At 70.9% G+C, this 17571-nt stretch carries 14 protein-coding genes; 7 read left to right on the top strand and 7 right to left on the bottom strand.

Going from position 1 to position 17571, the window contains the following annotated elements:
* The first annotated feature begins 15 nt into the window (after positions 1-15).
* Entirely contained in the window at positions 16-2070 is a 2055-nt protein-coding gene (locus tag ACZ7CF_RS01285; protein WP_470368523.1) for a PQQ-dependent sugar dehydrogenase, read from the top strand.
* Entirely contained in the window at positions 2070-2996 is a 927-nt protein-coding gene (locus ACZ7CF_RS01280; RefSeq protein WP_470368522.1) for a LamG-like jellyroll fold domain-containing protein, read from the top strand. Before ACZ7CF_RS01285 ends, ACZ7CF_RS01280 begins: the two co-directional genes overlap by 1 nt.
* A gap of 50 nt (positions 2997-3046) precedes the next feature.
* Here ACZ7CF_RS01280 and ACZ7CF_RS01275 read toward each other — a convergent pair whose 3' ends face one another.
* Both ACZ7CF_RS01275 and ACZ7CF_RS01270 read right to left on the bottom strand, forming a co-directional pair.
* Complete coding sequence (locus ACZ7CF_RS01275) at positions 3047-5116, bottom strand: hypothetical protein (protein ID WP_470368521.1); 2070 nt, start codon at positions 5114-5116, stop codon at positions 3047-3049.
* Between the two features lie 64 nt (positions 5117-5180).
* Positions 5181-6356 (bottom strand): SGNH/GDSL hydrolase family protein, encoded by a 1176-nt coding sequence (locus ACZ7CF_RS01270; protein ID WP_360387514.1) that lies wholly within the window; start codon positions 6354-6356, stop codon positions 5181-5183.
* A 66-nt stretch (positions 6357-6422) separates the two neighbouring features.
* Between ACZ7CF_RS01270 and ACZ7CF_RS01265 the strand changes: the two genes are divergently transcribed.
* From ACZ7CF_RS01265 to ACZ7CF_RS01245, 5 genes are all read left to right on the top strand, one after another.
* Positions 6423-6959, top strand: coding sequence for a class I SAM-dependent DNA methyltransferase (locus ACZ7CF_RS01265; protein ID WP_470368520.1), 537 nt, complete (start codon positions 6423-6425; stop codon positions 6957-6959).
* Between the two features lie 650 nt (positions 6960-7609).
* A complete protein-coding gene (locus tag ACZ7CF_RS01260) occupies positions 7610-9919 on the top strand; it encodes a sensor histidine kinase (protein WP_360388365.1) in 2310 nt (769 codons plus the stop codon).
* A gap of 38 nt (positions 9920-9957) precedes the next feature.
* The gene (locus ACZ7CF_RS01255) at positions 9958-10383 is read left to right on the top strand and encodes a roadblock/LC7 domain-containing protein (RefSeq protein ID WP_360387520.1); all 426 of its coding nucleotides are present in this window, start codon (positions 9958-9960) and stop codon (positions 10381-10383) included.
* A complete protein-coding gene (locus tag ACZ7CF_RS01250; RefSeq protein ID WP_360387523.1) occupies positions 10380-10754 on the top strand; it encodes a DUF742 domain-containing protein in 375 nt (124 codons plus the stop codon). Before ACZ7CF_RS01255 ends, ACZ7CF_RS01250 begins: the two co-directional genes overlap by 4 nt.
* Positions 10735-11328, top strand: a complete 594-nt coding sequence (locus ACZ7CF_RS01245) for a GTP-binding protein (protein WP_360387526.1) — start codon at positions 10735-10737, stop codon at positions 11326-11328. Before ACZ7CF_RS01250 ends, ACZ7CF_RS01245 begins: the two co-directional genes overlap by 20 nt.
* Before the next feature lie 54 nt (positions 11329-11382).
* Here ACZ7CF_RS01245 and ACZ7CF_RS01240 read toward each other — a convergent pair whose 3' ends face one another.
* From ACZ7CF_RS01240 to ACZ7CF_RS01220, 5 genes are all read right to left on the bottom strand, one after another.
* Complete coding sequence (locus ACZ7CF_RS01240; RefSeq protein ID WP_360387528.1) at positions 11383-12741, bottom strand: tryptophanase; 1359 nt, start codon at positions 12739-12741, stop codon at positions 11383-11385.
* A 30-nt stretch (positions 12742-12771) separates the two neighbouring features.
* Entirely contained in the window at positions 12772-13749 is a 978-nt protein-coding gene (locus tag ACZ7CF_RS01235; protein ID WP_470368881.1) for a tryptophan dimethylallyltransferase family protein, read from the bottom strand.
* A 484-nt stretch (positions 13750-14233) separates the two neighbouring features.
* Positions 14234-15187 carry a lysyl oxidase family protein gene (locus tag ACZ7CF_RS01230; protein WP_470368519.1) on the bottom strand — a complete coding sequence of 318 codons (954 nt, stop codon included), beginning with the start codon at positions 15185-15187 and terminating at the stop codon, positions 14234-14236.
* Positions 15163-16506, bottom strand: a complete 1344-nt coding sequence (locus ACZ7CF_RS01225; protein ID WP_470368518.1) for an FAD-dependent oxidoreductase — start codon at positions 16504-16506, stop codon at positions 15163-15165. Before ACZ7CF_RS01225 ends, ACZ7CF_RS01230 begins: the two co-directional genes overlap by 25 nt.
* On the bottom strand, positions 16506-17381 hold the full coding sequence (locus tag ACZ7CF_RS01220; protein WP_360387539.1) for a glycosyltransferase: 876 nt from the start codon (positions 17379-17381) through the stop codon (positions 16506-16508). The genes ACZ7CF_RS01225 and ACZ7CF_RS01220 overlap by 1 nt, the downstream gene beginning before the upstream one ends.
* Positions 17382-17571: the final 190 nt, after the last annotated feature.

Here is a 17571-nt window from a genome sequence, read left to right as displayed (position 1 = left end):
CACAGGGTGGTGGGGATGTACCGACGCTTGTTCCGGCTGGCCGCACCGATGATCCTGCTGTCATCGCTCCTCGTCCCGACCGCGTCCGCCCAGGACGCCCCGATCGCCGACCCGCTGCCGACGCCCGGCCAGTCCGGGATCGGCCTGGAGCTCACCGAGGTCGCGCGGCTGCCCGCGTCGCAACCGGTGCCGCCGCCGACGGACTCGCGGTTGCAGCGCTACAACCGGATCAACTACCTCGGCGAGGTGCCGGACGGGTCCGGCCGGTTGTTCGTGCCGGACATGAACGGCACGCTGTACCTGCTCGACGGCGGCACCCGGCACGCCTACCTGGACCTGGCCGCCGCGGTCGGACCCGACTTCCACAACCACCGCGGCCTGGGCAGCGGGTTCGGGTTCGCCGCGTTCCACCCGGACTTCCGGCGCACCGGCAGGTTCTTCACCGTGCACACCGAGACCGGGTCCGCGCTCACCGGCAAGAAGCCCGACCTGCCGTCCTCCGGCGAGACGCAGGTGCACGGCGTGGTCACCGAGTGGACCGCGGTGGACCCGAGCGCCGACGTCTTCTCCGGCACCCGCCGCGAGGTCCTGCGGGTCGGCTACGCCTCGTTCATCCACGGCTTCCAGGAGATCGGCTTCAACCCGACCGCACGCCCGCGGGACGAGGACTTCGGGTTGCTCTACCTGGCCTCCGGTGACGGCGGGATCGGTTTCACCACGACGGTGCCGCAGGACCTCTCGCTGCCGCAGGGCAAGATCCTGCGCATCGACCCCGCCGGCACCGACGGCGCGAACGGCCGTTACGGCATCCCGCGCTCGAACCCGTTCGTGGGCAAGGCGGGCGCGCTGGGCGAGATCTACGCCTACGGCATGCGCGACCCGTACCGCTTCAGCTGGGACGCGGGCGGCACGCACAAGATGTTCATGGGCCACATCGGCGAAAAAGCCGTCGACGCCGTCTACGAGGTCCGCAAGGGCGCGAACCTCGGCTGGAGCGAACGCGAGGCGCAGTGGGTGTTCCGCCGCGGCGACCCGTCGTGCGGCGTGTTCCCGCTGCCCGCTGACGACGCGCGGTTCGGCTACACCTACCCGGTCACCGGGTTCGACCACAACCGGTCCTCCACCACGCGCCCGTGCGCGGACAGCGGCAACGCGTTGATGGGCGGGTTCGTCTACCGCGGCGCGAAGATCCCCTCGTTGCGCGGCAAGTACGTCTACGGCGAAGGCGTGAAGGGCCTGCTGTTCACCGCCGACGAACGCGCGTTGAGCGCAGGGCGGCCGTTCGCCGAGTCGCGCGAGCTGGCGGTGTACTCCGGCGGGCAGCGGACCACGTTGCAGGCGCTGGCCGGTGACCCCCGCGTCGACCTGCGGTTCGGGCAGGACGCGGCCGGTGAGCTGTACGTGCTGGCCAAGGCGAACGGCAAGGTCTGGAAGGTGACCGGCGCGCGCACGTTCGCCGCCTGCTCCACCGGCCACGACCTCGTCGCCGGCGCCACCTCGGAGCACTCGTGGGCACCGGTGACGCCGTCGCTGTGGCAGTTCCCCGGCCGCGAGGTCGTGCTGGCGCAGGCCGGCACGGCGCGACCCGGTCCGCGGCGGCCGTTCGAGTACGCGGTGCTGAGCAGGGGACCGGAGTTCGGCTCGGTGCAGGTCGACGCCTCCGTGCGGCTGGACACGCCGGTGGCGGAGCCGAACCGGGACGTGATCATCGTGTTCGGGTACCGCTCGGACACGGAGTTCTACTACGCACACCTGTCGTCGGACAACAGGACCTACCCGCACAACGGGATCTTCGTGGTGAACAACGCCGACCGGGTGCGCCTGGACCACCAGTGGGACGCCGTGCGTTCGGTCGGAGCGGCCCCGGCGGTCACCGACACGGCGTGGCACCGCGTCCGCGTCCGGCACTGCGCCGGCTCGGGGGAGATCGCGGTGTACCTGGACGGGTCGCGGTACCCGCTGATGACCGCTGTGGACCGGACGTTCACGTCCGGCCGGGTCGGGTTCGGCTCCTTCGACAACGTCGGCCGGCTGCGCGACCTCCTGGTGCGCGGGCAGGGGGTGCGGTGATGCGGCTGCTCACCCTGGTGGTGGCGGCGGTGTTCGCGGCCGGTCTCGCCGCACCCGCCTCGTCCGCTGCGCCGTCCGTGCTGCCCGCGCTCGCGTCGAACCTGGTGGCGCACTACGACTTCGAGCACCCGGTACCTGGGAACGCGGCCCTGGAACAGGACCGCGGTCGTTCGGGCACCGCGCTGTCGCTGGTCAACGGCGGCGCGGACATGCGGGTGCGCGACGGGGCGTACCGCGGCTCGCGCACCTCGGTGCAGCTCAAGCAGGTCAACCCCGCGACCGCCGGCAACGACGACTGGAAGGCAGGCTTCTACAGCGCGTCCGGCGTGCCGTCGCTGCGGGCGTTCAACGGCGCCCGCGAGGCGTCGATCCTGGGCTGGGTGAAGATGACGGGCCAGAACCCGGCCCCGAACTCGAACACCCCCGACCCGGACGACCTCTACGACGCCATCGGTCTCGCCGGTGTGCTGTCCGGTGACTCGAACGGCCACGCGGTGCGCGCGTTGCTGGAGCTCATCAGCGTGGACGGCTCCCTGAAGCTGGTCGCACTGGCCCGCCGGCTCGACGGCGGTGCCTCGCAGACGTTCGCGGCGTCGGCGGACTGGCGGGAGCTGCTGCCCGTGGGCGAATGGGTGTTCCTGGCGGCGACGTTCGACTTCGACACCGGCGAGATGGCGTTGTACCGCAACGGGAAGCCGCTGGCCGGTCGGTACGTGACGGCCGGCGACCCGTGGCGGCTGGAGGGCGAACCCGAACCGGACGTCGCGTCGGCCACCGACCCGCGCGGCCTCAAGGTCGGCGGCAGCTACCCGCAGAACGACCGCGAGGGCAACGCCTGCACCTGCCGGATGGACGGCCTGATGTTCCTGGACCGGGCCGCGCGACCGGGGGAGGTGGCCCTGCAGCACCGCCGGATGGCGCGCTAGGGCCTGTGTCGAGCGCCCGGCTGTCGCGAACACGGACCTCGACCCAGGCCTTAAGCCTCCAGCAGGGCGGTGGCCGCCACGAACGCGGCCGCCGCCATCGGCCCGTCACCGGCCGCGAGCACGCGGTACTCCCGGACCGCGGCCGGCTGGTCGCCGAGCAGCTGGTAGCACTGTGCGACCAGGAACCGGGTCTCGTCGGCGGCCTGCTCCCAGCTCGTGTCCTCGGTCTTGAGGTGGTCGAGCCACGCCACGGCCTTGAGCCCGGCGTCGACGGCGTCCTCGTAGCGGCGTGCGGCGTAGTTCGCGTGCGTCAGGTGGAACCACTGCTCGACGGTGGCGTTGTTGCGGCGCTGGGCCTGTCCCACGGCCTCGTTGAGGTCGTCGACGGCGAGCTCCGGCATGCCGGCGTTGATCGTGCGCAGCGCCCGCAGGTAGCTCAGGTGGCCGGCGACGCGGGGGTGCTCCGGTGCCGTGCGCGTGATGTCCTCCGGCAGCAGGTACAGCGCCTCCAGGGCCTTCTCCGGCACGTCGTTGCGCACGAACGTCTCGTAGGCCTCCACCGGCGGCTGGCCGGTGAGCTGTGCTTCGAGGGCCTGCAGCGTGCCCAGGGCGAGCGGGTCGTGGGCGTGGCGCTTGCCCCGCTCGACGGCGGCCAGCGCCTGTTCGTGCTCGTTCTGGCCCGCCAGCACGTACGCGAGCCAGTACTCGCCCCACGCCTGGCCGTCGCCCACCTCGTGGAGCCGCTCGACGGCGTCCCTCACCGCGGCGACCCCGCCCTCGACGTCGCCCTCGTGCACGACCCACAGGCCGATCCAGCAGCGGGTGAGCTCCGCGCGCCGGTGGTCGCCGTGCTCCTCGTACGTGCGGGCGGCCCGGCGCAGGACCGTGCCGGTCTCGGGGCTCTGGAAGAACTTCGCGGTGAGCTCGTCGCGCTGGGCGCGCAGCGGTTCCGGCAGGTCGTCGCCCACCAGGGACAGGCACACGCGCGCCTCGTCGGGTTCGCAGCGCAGGTCGTGCAGCTCGGAGCGGCGCAGCAGCTCGGCGTCGCTCAGCCGCGGCGGTGGCGCGGGGAGCGGCGGGCGGCTGGTGGGGTACAGCGGCAGGAAGTCGACGAGCTGCTCTGCTTCGAGCTTGCGCCGGACGCGGTCGCCGCACGCCGTGGTGGCGTTGCGGCGGTCGAACCGCGCGGCCAGGTCCTGCGCGAGCGCGCGCAGGCGGCGTTCGGTGTCCATCCAGCCGAGCTGGCGGGTGAGCAGGGTGGCGGAGGCGGCGTACTCCATTGTGGCCAGTGGGCGTTTGCGCTCGCCCAGCTCCTCCACCGGTCCGAGCCAGATCGTGCCCTCGCTCAGGTTGCCGGTGAGCGCGCAGAACTGCGCCATCCCGCCGTGGTCCTCCAACCGCGAGTACTCGCCGGACATCCCGCGCGTGAGCCGCCGGAACGTGAGCGCCGCGTCCTCCCACCGGCCCGCACGGGCCAGCGGTAACAGCACCAGGTGCCGCACCCGCGTCGTCAGCTCGTCGGACACCCCTGGCTCGCGCAGGAACGGCTCAGCCAGCCGCAGCGCCTGCTCCTCGTCACCCAGCGCCAGCAGGTGGTCGATCCGGTGGGCGTCGAGCCACGGGTCCTCCGGTGCGGTCGCCGCGACCTGCCGCGCGAACGCCTCCCGCGCCCACGCCAGGTCGCCGACGTGCACCGCGATCCCGTGGTGCGCCCGGTAGACGTCGCCCAGCGGCAGGTCCCGCTGCCGGAACCGGTGCTCCAGGTCCGCCGCGCTCGCGTGGATCTCCGACAGCGCCCGCTCGGGGAAGTCCACCATGGCCTCGACCAGCCACGCGTACCACTCCAGCAGCTCGGCCTCGTCGTCGCGCTCGAACCGCCACGGCCGGTGCTCGTGCTCCTGCAGGCACTCCTCCAGCAACGGGTACACGAGGTCCCAGCGCCCGTCCGTCTGGTGCGCGGCCGCCAACTCCCTGCGCGCCAAGAAGGTCACGCGCGGTGCGTCCGCGGCGTCCGCGCGCCGCACGACCTCCTCCAACGCCGCCGTGCGCTCGTCGCCGTGGTCACGGGCGACGACCTCGTTCAGGTCCACCCACAGCTCACGGCCCCCTGGAGTGATCACACCGCGAGCTTAGCCACCCCCGTGCGCGAGCAGTCGAAGATCAGCACGCCCTGGGCCGTGTGGCTCAGAGCGCCGCCACCCGCACCGCCCGTGCCATCGCCTCGAACCCCTTGTCACCGGGGTGCAGGTGGTCGCCCTGGTCGTACTCCGGCCTGATCCGCTGCGGGTCGGCCGGGTCGCGGACCACCGCGTCGAAGTCCACCACCGCGTCGAACTCGGCGCTGCCGCGGATGTGGGCGTTGACCGCCTGCCGCACCTGTTCGAGCTCGGGGGTGTAGCTGTACCAGCCCTTGAACGGCGTGATCGTCGCGCCCACCACGCGCAGGCCGCGGTCGTGGGCGCGGGCGGCGATCTGCCGCAGGGCCGCGATGATCTTCTCCGGGTTCGTCTCGTGCGGGGTCTGCTGGATGTCGTTGATGCCCTCGAACACGATCACCGTGCGGACGCCGGACTGGGTCAGCACGTCGCGGTTCAGCCGGGCCAGGGCGTTCGGTCCGGCCGAGCCGCCGTCGAGGAGCAGGCGGTTGCCGCTGATGCCCGCGTTCACGATGCCGTAGCGGGTGTTGACGCGGTCGGCGAGCTGGTCGGGCCAGCGCAGGTTGGCGCCCCAGGTGGAGTTCGCGCCGTCGGTGATGGAGTCGCCCAGTGCGACCACGCTGCCGCGCAACGTGGACGAGCGCACGTCGACGCCAGAGACGTAGTGCCAGGCGGTCGTGCGCTCGCGGTAGGCGGCGCCCGACTCGGCGGCGGTGTGGTTGCCCTCGCGGGTCAGGTACGAGTTCTGCATCGTGAGCTGGTGGTGGGTGACCGGGCCGCCCGCCGCCGGCGTGAAGACCGAGACCAGCAGGTCGGAGTCGGCGGGCACGGTCAGCGCCACGCCGTCGCTCACCACGTCGGCACCGGGCGGGGCGGTGATGGACGCCGCACCGCCCCACGTGAGGGTGCGCATGGTGCCGGGCAGCGCGGACGGGGTGTCCGGTCCGGCCGCCAGCGCCACGGTGACCTGCCCGAACAGCACCGGTGTGCGGCCGTAGGCGTTGGACAGCCGCACGCGGATCTCACGACCGCCCGCGCTCACGTGGACGATGTTGCGGAACGAGTGGTTCGCGTAGCCGTTCTCCGTGCCGGGGACCGCGGAGGACGGTGCGGCGGCCCAGGTCCCGAACCACCGGGCGGGAGCAGCCTGCGCGGGAGAGGCCGCGGCCACGACCAACGCCACTGCCAGCAGAAAGCGCGTCATGCACTCGACCTTGGCAGCGCTCCCACACGCGCGGTATCCGCCGATCCGAGGGTTAGGCTCGGGTCCGTGTGGAACGGAGCGGAGTACCAGGCCAGGTTCGACGAGCTCGCCGCGTCGGGAGTGGACGTGCACGGCGAAGCGACCTTCGTGCGGGCGTACGGGCCCACGTCCGTGCTGGACGCCGGGTGCGGCACCGGGCGGGTCGGGATAGAGCTGGCCCGGCACGGCATCGAGGTCGTCGGTGCCGATGTGGACGCGTCCATGCTGGCCACGGCGCGCGCCAAGGCCCCGGAGATCGACTGGGTCGAGTCCGATCTGGCCGCACTGGACCTCGGCCGGGTCTTCGACGTGGTGGTGATGGCGGGCAACGTGCCGCTGTTCACCCCGCCCGGCACGCAGGGCGCCCTGGTCGCGGGGGTCGCGCGGCACGTCGGCACCGTCCTCGTCGCGGGGTTCGGCCTCGACCGCAGGTACTCGGCCGACGAGTACGACCGGCACTGCGCGGACGCGGGCCTGGAGTTGGCCGAGCGCTACGCGACGTGGGACCGCGCCGAGTTCCGCGGCGGCGACTACGCGGTCTCGGTCCACCGCCGGGCCGGGTGAGGGCCGGAGGGACTTCGGGCGCGAAGTGGTCGCGGCTGCCGAGCCGGTGCTGCCCGAGCTGTACGACGCGGTGCTCGCGCGGCTGCCTGGGGACGAGGCCGAGCGGTGCCTGCTCGGTGTGCGCGCGTCCCGGTGCTGGTGCGCGCGGGTTTCCCGGTGCAACCGGACAGCGGGCTGCCCGAACGGGCCGCGGTGCGTTCTTCGGTTAGCACAAACCGGTGCGGCCGTCGAGATGTGCGCTGTGAATTTCCGAAACAACCGAAGGCTCGTTCATGTGATTCGGTTCACATTGTCAGCGAATCCAAATCGGTCAACCCGCTGTCAAGCGGCGCGGCAATTCGTGTCGTTCTCTCTGCTCGAACGGTGTTTGGCGTGCTCCTGACGGACCAGCCTTGCGCTGCTCCGTATGCTGAGATGCGCACGTGGACCTGGGTGTCGCCGTGGCCGGTTGACTGAGTACCCTGCTCGGCAACCGCAATGCATGATCATCTACGGTTGGTCGTGCTGTTCTCGCGGTGCTATCTTTCCGTCGCCAATTCAGGTGGTCGTGGAGCGTTGTGAAGCTGAAGAACGTGCCTGACACAAATTACAAGACAATTCGGTCCCGGCTCACCGGTGTTGTCGTTGTTCCCAGCATCGTGCTTCTGGTGATGTGGGTGCTGTTCTCGTCGTACACCGTGTTCGACGGTCTCTACCTGCGGCTGGTCGCCTCGGGTGTGCGGGACGCGTCGATTCCGGCGGTGCAGTCGTTCGCGTCCCTGCAGAAGGAACGCGAGCTCAGCATGACGAACCTGAGCCGGCCGGGTTCGGGTAGTTCCGCACTGCAGAAGCAGTGGCTGGAAACCGACTCCGACCTCAGCACGATGAAGACCGCGTTCACCGATCTCGCCGCCCAGGCGCCGCAGGAGGTCGTGGACAGCATCGGCAGGCTCAACGGGCTGCTGGACCAGCTGCCGCAGCAGCGGGCCGTGATCGAGGCGGGCACCGCGTCCAAGGCCGAGGTCTACCGCTTCTACAACAGCGTGCTCGACGCGGGCGCCTCGCTCTACAACACGCAGGCCCGCATCGTCCCCGACGCGCCCACGGTGCAGAGCGCCCTGGCCGCCGTGCAGTACTTCCAGGCCGCCGACTCGATGTCGCGCGCCGGGTCCGTCGCCGCCGGTGCGCTCACCGCCGGCCGGTTCACGCCCGAGGACCACCGCGAGTTCGTCTACCTCGTCGGCGCGTACCGCTCGTCGCTCAACGCGATCGAGCCCAACGCGCTGAAGGAGGTGCGCGACCACTACCAGCGCGTGATCACCAGCCCGTCCTGGCAGCAGCTGGGCGCGCTGGAGAACCGCCTGCTGCAGAACGCGGAACGGCCCATCGGCAACTCCGTCGGGGCCTCCGACTGGGAGACCGCCAGCCGCGCCGTGTCCACCGAGCTCACCACGATGGTGCAGGAGCAGTCCAACGGCGCCGTGAACGTCGCGCTGGAGAACGGCGAGAACAAGTTCAACACCGTCCTCATCGGCAGTCTCGTCGCCCTGCTCGCGGTCATCGCCGGCATCTTCGTCGCCGTCCGCATCTCCAACCGGCTGGTCAACAAGGCGTTGATCGTGCGCCTGACCAGCCTGAAGAGCGACTCGCTCAAGCTCGCCCACGAGCGCCTGCCCGACATCGTCGAGCGGCTGCGCGAGGGCAAGCACGTCGACGTCGCCGCCGAGGTCCCCTCGCTCGACTACGGCAACGACGAGATCGGCCAGGTGGCCGACGCGTTCAACGCCGCGCAGTACACCGCCGTCGCCGCGGCGGTCAAGGAGAGCCAGACCCGTGAGGGCGTCAACCGGGTCTTCCTCGACATCGCGCGCCGCAACCAGGGCCTGGTGCACCGCCAGCTGAAGATCCTGGACCGGCTGCAGCACGAGGAGGAGAACCCCGAGCAGCTCGACGCGTTCTTCCAGCTCGACCACCTCGCCACCCGCGCGCGCCGCAACGCGGAGAACCTGATCATCCTCACCGGCGAGCAGCCGGGCCGGCAGTGGCGCAAGCCCGTGCGCATGCTCGACGTGGTGCGCGCCGCCGTCGCGGAGACCGAGCAGTACGCGCGGGTCAAGGTGAACCCGGTGCCCGAGGTGGCGCTCACCGGTGCCGCCGTCGCCGACACGATCCACCTGATCGCCGAGCTCGTCGACAACGCCACCTCGTTCTCCCCGCCGCGCTCGCAGGTCGAGGTGCACACCAGCGAGGTGCCGCAGGGCATCGTCGTGGAGATCGAGGACCAGGGCCTGGGCATCAAGGCCGAGGACCGCGAGCTGCACAACCAGATGCTGGCCGCGCCGCCCGACTTCGAGGCGATGCGCCTGCGTGGTGAGTCGCGCCTGGGCCTGTTCGTCGTCGCACGCCTCGCCGCGCGCCGCGGCATCCGGGTCGAGCTGCGCGAGTGCTCCTCCGGCGGCACGATCGCGCTGGTGCTCATCCCGGCCGAGCTGCTCGCGGGCGACGCGGGCGCGGCCGACACCACGGACGTGCCGCAGCTTCCCCGGCCCTCCTACCGCCAGCAGGTGCAGCAGGTGCGCCCTGAGACCCACGTGCCGTCGCAGGCACGCCCGCCGGCGGAGTCGGGGTCCGAGCTGGACCAGTTCTGGGCGGGCGCCTCGACCAAGGGCCACGTGCCGGTCACCGGCACCGACGGCACCGAGCTGTCCCGCGCGCACACCCGGCCGGAGAGCTGGCCCACCGACACCGACACCGCCGCGGGAGGTGGCGAAGTGCGCCAGGACGAACGGCCGCAGCTGCCGCGCCGGCAGCGGCAGCAGCACCTCGTGCCCCAGCTGGCGACCGACGACCTGCGTCCCGATCCCGACTTCACCGAGTTCGACGCCGAGGAACGGGCCGAACGCGCCCGTGACGGCCTGTCCGCGTTCCAGCGCGGCGCTCGTGACGCCAGGACCGCGGACCCCCACGACCTCGAACCGTGATGCGCACTGGGACTCCGGAAAGCGAAAGGCGATTTCCCATGGAAGAGATGACCGGCGGGCAGGCCAAGCTCAACTGGCTGCTGGACGACCTCGTGAGCAGAGTGGTCGGTGCTCGGCACGCGGTGGTGCTCTCCGCTGACGGTCTGCTGCTGGCCCGTTCGCCCGAGCTGTCGAAGGACGACTCAGACCACCTCTCCGCCATGGCGTCGGCGTTCCAGTCGCTCGCCCGCGGCACCGGCCGGCACTTCGGCGGCGGCCAGGTGCGCCAGACCATCGTGGAGATGGAGCGCGCGTACCTGTTCGTCACCGCGGCCGGGCAGGGCGCCTGCCTCGCCGTCGTCGGTGACGAGGACGCGGACATGGGCATGATCGCCTACGAGATGAACATGCTCGTGAAGCGCGTGGGCGGCTACCTGTCCACCGCGCCGCGCACCCCGTTGCCCAGCGCACTCGGGTTGTCATGACCGTCCACTCGGGAGACTGGTGGTACGACGAGGCGGCCGGCCCGCTCGTCCGGCCCTACGCGCTGGTCAGCGGCCGCACCCGGCCGGTGTGGGGCGATCTGCACCTCACGACCCAGGTGCGGTCGATCCGCACCTCGAACGACCCCGCCTCGCTCTCGGTGGAGCACACCGAGATCATGAAGCTGTGCCGCAAGCCGTTGTCCGTCGCGGAGGTCGCCGCGTACCTGCACGCACCGCTGGTCGTGGTGAAGGTGCTGCTGAGCGACCTGATCCAGCGCGGAGACGTCATCACCCGCGACCCGTCGCGGATGGCGACCGCGATGGACATGAACCTACTGCAGAAGGTGCTGGATGGTGTCCGTGCAATCTGACCAGCGCGACGACGACCTCGCCGTCCCCGTCGCCGTCAAGATCGTCGTCGCCGGCGGGTTCGGCGCGGGCAAGACCACGCTGGTCGGGTCGGTCAGCGAGATCACCCCGCTGCGCACCGAGGAGCTCCTCACCGCCGCGGGTGAGGAGATCGACGACATCGTCGGCGTCGAGGGCAAGAACACGACGACGGTCGCGCTGGACTTCGGCCGCATCACGATCAACACCGAGCTGGTGCTGTACCTGTTCGGCACACCGGGCCAGGACCGGTTCTGGTTCATGTGGGACGAGCTGGCCTCCGGTGCGATCGGTGCCGTGGTGCTGGTCGACACCCGCAGGCTGGAGACCGGGTTCGCGGCGATCGACTTCTTCGAACGCCGCCAGATCCCGTTCGTGGTCGCGGTGAACTGCTTCGACGGCAGCTACTCCTACACCGAGGCCGAGGTGCGCCACGCCCTCGACGTCGGTGACGCGGTGCCGTTGGTGCTGTGCGACGCCCGTGACCGCGAGTCGTCGAAGGCGGTGCTGGTGCGGGTGATCGAGCACGCGATGAGCCGCATCGGCGTGCCCGCCTGATCTTCGCGCAGGACCGGAAGGCCCCTCGGTGGTGACCCGAGGGGCCTTCTCGCGTCAGCGGACCTGGGCGAGGCGGGCGCGGAACGGGCGCAGGACGGCGGGTGCCTCGGTGAGGCGGTAGCCGGGCACCGACTCGGGGTCCTTGGCGATGCCGGCGAGCGTCTCGGCGACGTACTCCAGGTGGCTGCGGGTGTAGACGCGGCGCGGGATCGCGAGGCGCACCAGCTCGAACGGCGCCGGCGTCAGCAGCTCACCGGACTCGTCGATCTCACCGAGGTACAGCGACCCCAGCTCGGCGCACCGCACACCGCCCGCCAGGTACAGCTCCGAGGCCAGCGCGTGACCGGTGAACCGGTGCGATGGGATGTGCGGCAGCAACCGGCCCGCGTTGAGGTACACCGCGTGCACACCGGCGGGACGCACGCTCTCCACACCGGCCTGGCGCGCGCACTCGGCCAGGTACGCGGTGGCCTCAGCCCGCTCCTTGAGGTACGCCGGGTGCGTGACCTCCATCAGGCCCTGCGCGCACATGTCCAGGTCACGACCGGAAAGCCCGCCGTAGGTGCGGAAACCCTCGGTGGCGATCAGCAGCAGCTCGCACTGCTCGGCCAGGTCGGGGTCGGTGAGGGCGAGCATCCCTCCGATGTGGACGATGCCGTCCTTCTTCAGGCTCACCACGCACCCGTCGGCGAGCCGGAACGCGAGCTTCGCGACGTCGCGCGGGCTGTGGTCGCGGTACTTCTCCTCCCGCTGCGTCACCAGCCACGCGTTCTCGGCGAACCGGGCCGCGTCGAGGAAGAACGGCACCCCGAACCGGCGGCACAGCGCGCTGACGGCCTCCAGGTTCGCCATCGACACCGGCTGCCCGCCGCCGCCGTTGTTGGTGATCGTCATCAGCACCAGGCCGACGTCCTCCGGCCCGGACAGCACCGCCTCCAGCGCGACGAGGTCGATGTCGCCCTTGAACGGCGCGTCGCTGTCGAGGTCGGCCGCCGCCGGGCAGGGCAGGTCGCGCACCACGCCGCCGACGAGCTCCACGTTCGCGCGGGTGGTGTCGAAGTGGGTGTTGCCCACGGAGAGCTGGCCGGGCTTGAGCAGCGCGGAGAACAGGATCCGCTCGGCGGCACGGCCCTGGTGCACCGGGTAGATGTGCGGGAAGCCGGTCAGCTCCTCGGCCACCTCGCGGAACCGGAAGAACGACCGGGCGCCCGCGTAGGTCTCGTCACCGCGCATGCCCGCGGCCTGCTGCTCGGCCGAGAGCGCACCGGTGCCGGAGTCGCTCAGCAGGTCGATCGTGACGTCGTCGGCGGTGAGGTTGAACTGGTTGTACCCCGCCTCGGCGTAGCGGCGCTCGCGGTAGTCGCGGGTGGTGATGGGGATGGGCTCGACGACCTTGATGCGGTACGGCTCCACGACACTGCCTTCTTTCCTCGTACTGCGGCACTACGACGACATGGCTGTGGTTCGGGGAGGGGTCACGTCGTACGCCTCGGAGGACAGGTAGACCGTGACGCCGGGGCGCGGCCGGCCCAGGCGCAGCGAGACGTGGGCGATGAGACCGACACCGTCGCCCAGCGGCCTGCGCACGATGCTCGTCAGCGCCAGCACGAACGGCGTCGGGTCGAGGCCGCACCTGGTCATGATCGCGAGGACCCGCTCGCACGCCTCCAGGTCGTCCTGCACGTAGTCGCGCACCGGGATGTAGACCGAGTAGCCGCCCGGCCGTTCGGTGTCGCCGGCGAGGAAGTTGTAGGCCGACATCAGCGGGCGCCGGGTGAACGGGCCGGTGCCGGCACCGGCGATCGCGCAGACGTCCGCCAGCAGCCCCAGGTCCACCCCGGGCACCGCGGCCGCCGCGTGCGTGACGTCGGCGATCTCGGCGGAGTCGTGCGAGACGTAGGTCTTCACCCGCGCGCGGTGGTCGTCCATCAGGTCGAGGGCGAAGAACGAGAACCGGTCCAGGCCCTCACGGTGCAGGGCGTGCCGGGCGACGGCGGGGAAGGCAGGGCCGAGGCCGAGCCGGTCCAGCGCCGCGCTGACGAGCTCGGTGCCGCGTCCGGGGCCGCGCACGTCGGGGTTGAGGTAGACCTTGATCGCCGGTGCCGCGTGGGCCCCGACGATCAGCGAGTACCAGAACGAGAAGGCGCCCTGCGGGTCCTCCGGCAGGAAGAGGTCGCGGACCTGGTCGAGCTGGCGCAGGTCGAGGTCGTACCGGGCGGCGAGCTGGTCGAGCACGGCCAGCGCCGCGGTCAGGTTGGCCCGGCTGTCCGGCTGTTCGGCGAGCGACTCCACGATCATCCGCACCGCGGGTGGTTCGTTCCTGGCCAAAGCGACCGAGAATTCAACAGGTGTGTGGTCGTCGGCGACCGATGACGGCCACGACGGAACAGCGGACAACGGGCGCAGTGCGCCGGGTCCCAATGCGTCACCCAGCAACGCCGTCGAACTGCGCGCCGAATCCGCTAATCCGACAGCGCGCAACAGGCTCTGCAGTTGCCCAACGGCGAAATCGCGCAGGGTGAAGTCTGCCGTGCTCAAGACAGGGTCTCCTGATCGGCTGGGGAATCAGGTCAGGGCACAGTCCGGTCGGGGTGGAATGCGAAGTGAATTCTCTCAACTCACCACATGGCCAGGTCAAGGTCCAACGGGGTTGCGTGTGGCACTCTCCACTGTGATCAAAATTGCACTGCTCGGACTATTGACGTGAGCGCGAATGCAGTTCTCGAACAGTGTTCGGTTGCGCGAACTGGCGAATTGTGTTCGGAGTGCCGATGTGCTAGTGGTGAACGCGGTTTCGCAGAGTGAGTAGTTTGTGCTGCTAACTGGTTGTGTGGTAAAGCGCGCGAGAAACGCGAAACGGGGTGCCCGCGACCGCGGACACCCCGTTTCGGTATTCGAACCGGTACTACCTCGACTCGGCGCACCGCTCCCGGCCGGGACAGCTGCGCAGCAGCTTCACCGACGGCGCGAACGTGATCGTCGCGGGCGGCTGCACCGCGCCGCGCGGCCACTGCAGCGAGATCGCGATCGACGACGTGTTGTTGCTGTAGTCCTTCTCCAGCAACGCCCGGTCGGAGTTCGCGGCGTTGACCACGTCGTAGACACCCGACGGCACGTGCGTGAGGTCGAGCCACTGGAAGTCGACCCGGTGCTTGTAGTCGTCGCCGGAGCCGACGGAGATCCCGAACAGGACGTCCTGCGCGGCCGGGTTGTGGTGCTCGCACATGTGCCCGTTGAGCCGGGCCGCCAGCTGGCCCTCCGGCGTGGCCGGGTCGAGCGGGCGCCGCGGCAGGTCGTCCACGACGTCGTAGCGGTCGCCGATGCAGAACCCGTTCTTGCGGTCGGTCACGACCACGCCGCCGTCGGGCCTGCGCAGCTGGAAGTACTCGAAGTTGAGCAGGTGCCAGTGCTGGTGCGACTCGGCCGGTTCGTAGTAGGCGCTCGAGGTGGTCTCGCGCCGCGCCTCGGCGTACGTGCGCGCGATCGAACCATCCACACCGGACTGGATCGACTGGCGCACCTTCATCGTCGGCACGTCGGTGCTGTCGCGGTGCGCGTGCAGCAGCAGGGGACCGTCGCCGACGTTGTCGATGGACGTGGTGAACCGCAGGCGCACCGCCTCGATCCGGCCGCCCTCGCGAGCGCACTTGCCGCGCGGCTTCGAGGCGTCCTCGACCAGGCACACGTCCCAGTCGCGGCACGTGTCCGGGTTGCCGGCGAACCCGCCGGGGCACCCGATCGGCGCCTGCCGCAGGTCGGGCAGCAGCGGCGCGGAGTCGGCGTGGACCTGCTGGGAGGAAACGAGGGTGGCTGCGGTGACCGTGAGAGCGGTGATCACCGCGCCGATTCTGCTGACCATGCGTCGATCTCCTGGGGCGTGGGCCTCCTGGCGGCGCGCAGGAGGCGGTCGGTCACCGAGTTCGCGAGCTCGACGCTCGAGTTCCAGCTGGTGACGTTCGGGTAGACGTGGGCGGTCGTGGCGAGCAGCAGCCGGGTGCCGGGCACCTCGACGGCCGGCCGGTCGGTCAGGTAGCCCAGCGGGTACACCGGTTCCACGAACGGCGCCTTGAACGTGCGCACCTCGTCGACGTCCGCCGGCGACAGGCCGGGGTGCAGGGCCAGCAGCTGCTCCGTCCACCGCCGCGCGATCGCGGTCTCGTCCTCGCGGTACAGCGCGGAGTCGCGGTCGGTGTAGCGCATGACGTACACGAGGTGGCGGCCGTCGTAGGGTTCGGTGCCCGCCAGCGCGGACATCTCGATCACGCCGTCGAAGTCGGTGCCCGAGCGCAGCACCGGCGCCCAGTAGTGCCCCGACAACGGCTTGCGCAGGAAGAACAACGTGTTCACGACGCCCTGGTAGCGCAACCGCACGTCGGGCAGCCGCCGGGCCAGCTCCTCGTCGGCGATACCGCGCAACGCGGGCAGCGGGACCGTGGAGACCGCGTGGTCCGCCACCAGCGACTCGCCGTCGGCCAGCGTCACGACCACCCGCTCGCCCCTGGTCTCCACGCGGGCCGCGGGAGCCGAGGTGCGCACGACACCGCCACCGTCCTCAATGGACCGGCGCAGCGCGTCGACCAAGACCTTGTAGCCACCGGCCGGGTAGCCGCGCACCGAGTCGTTGCTCTCCCGGCCCAGGCGCTGCCACAGGTACAGCGCGGGCACGTCGCCGAACGCCGAACCGAACTTGGCGCCGAACAGCGGGGCGAGCAGCGTGCTCCACACGGCGTCGCCGTACAGCCCCCGCAGCCAGTCCTCGGTGCGCAGGCGGTCGAGGTCCTTGCCCTTGCCCAACCGCCGCAGCAGCAGCGAGACCACGCCGAAGCGCACCCGGTCCGGCAGGCTCAGCGCCCGGAACCGCAGCAGGTCCAGCGCGGAGTTGAACGGGTGGTGCGCGCCCTCGACGACCATGCCCATGGTGGTGCGCCGCCAGCCGATGCTCTCGCGCAGGCCCACGTCGTCCAACAGGCCGAGCAACGCGTCGTCGGTCGGCATCACGCAGTGGTAGAAGCGTTCCACCCACCGGCCCCGCGACGGGAAGAACGTGCCGAGCCCGCCGAGCTGGTCGCTGCTCTCGAGCACCGTCACCGGCAGGCCGGCCCGCACGAGCCGGTGTGCGGTGGCGAGGCCGCAGATGCCTCCGCCGATCACGACGACGTTGCGCACTGGCGTCGCCATCAGAGCTTCCGGTACGGCACGGGCGCGAGGCGGTCACGCGTGAGCAGCAACAGGTACTGGGTCAGCGTCCGGCCGAGCCGGAGCTTGCTGGCGCCGGGCTTGCGGTCGTAGCGCAGCCGGAACGGGATCTCGCTGACCACCGGCCCGCAGTGGCGCAGCTTCAGCAGCAGCTCGACCATGCAGGCGAACCCGCGTTCCTCGACCAGCCGCTCGCCCCAGTGCGCGGCGGCCCGGCGCAGCAGGCTCACCCGGTAGGCGCGGAAGCCGCTGGTGAAGTCCTGGATGCCGTCGAAGTGCAGCACCCGGCCGAACACGACGCGCGCGCCGCGGGACAGGAACCGGCGGAAGCGCGGTGCGGTCGAGTCGTCGCCGCCGTCGACGAAGCGCGAGCAGATCACCACGTCCGCGCCGGCCGCGATCTCCCCGAGCAGCGGGGAGATCAGTCGCGGGTCGTGCGTGTCGTCGGCGTCCATCACGACCAGGACGTCGTCCGCCGCGGCCGCGTCGAGCACCGCACGCAGCCCGGACTGGACGGCCTGGCCGAGGCCGAGGTTCACCGGGTGGCGCACCAGCCGGACGTCCAGGCCGCGGACGCCCGCCACGCAGTCGCCGGTGCCGTCGGAGGAACCGTCGTCGACCACCCACACCGTGATCCGGTCGGACAGCTCGACGCCGGCGATGCGCCGCAGCAGCGCCGGGAGTGCGACCGCCTCGTTGTAGGCGGGGAGCACGACGTGCACGTCGCCGCACGGCCGGGCGTCGTTCTGCGCGGCTTGGGCCGTCTGCACGGACTGCCGGACGGGCTGCTGCACGACCTGCACGGTCGTCGTCGCGTGCCCGGCCGATTGCCGGACGCCGTTTTCGCCGACTTTCACTCAATGCCCCCACTTCGGTGGCTCGCGGTTGGTGCCATGAATTATTGACACGACGTGCTAAAGCTTTTGAGACGCCCCTGGCGTAGACCAGGGCAGTAGTACGCCGAAAGCTCACCAATTGCATTCGCTCAGCACACCGAAGAGGGAAATTTGATACCCGAAGAGCTGAACTTAAGCCCCTCGTTAACTC

Source organism: Lentzea sp. NPDC036955, assembly GCF_055608005.1.
Note: the sequence above shows the minus strand (reverse complement) of the source record. Positions and strands in the feature narration are given on the sequence as shown.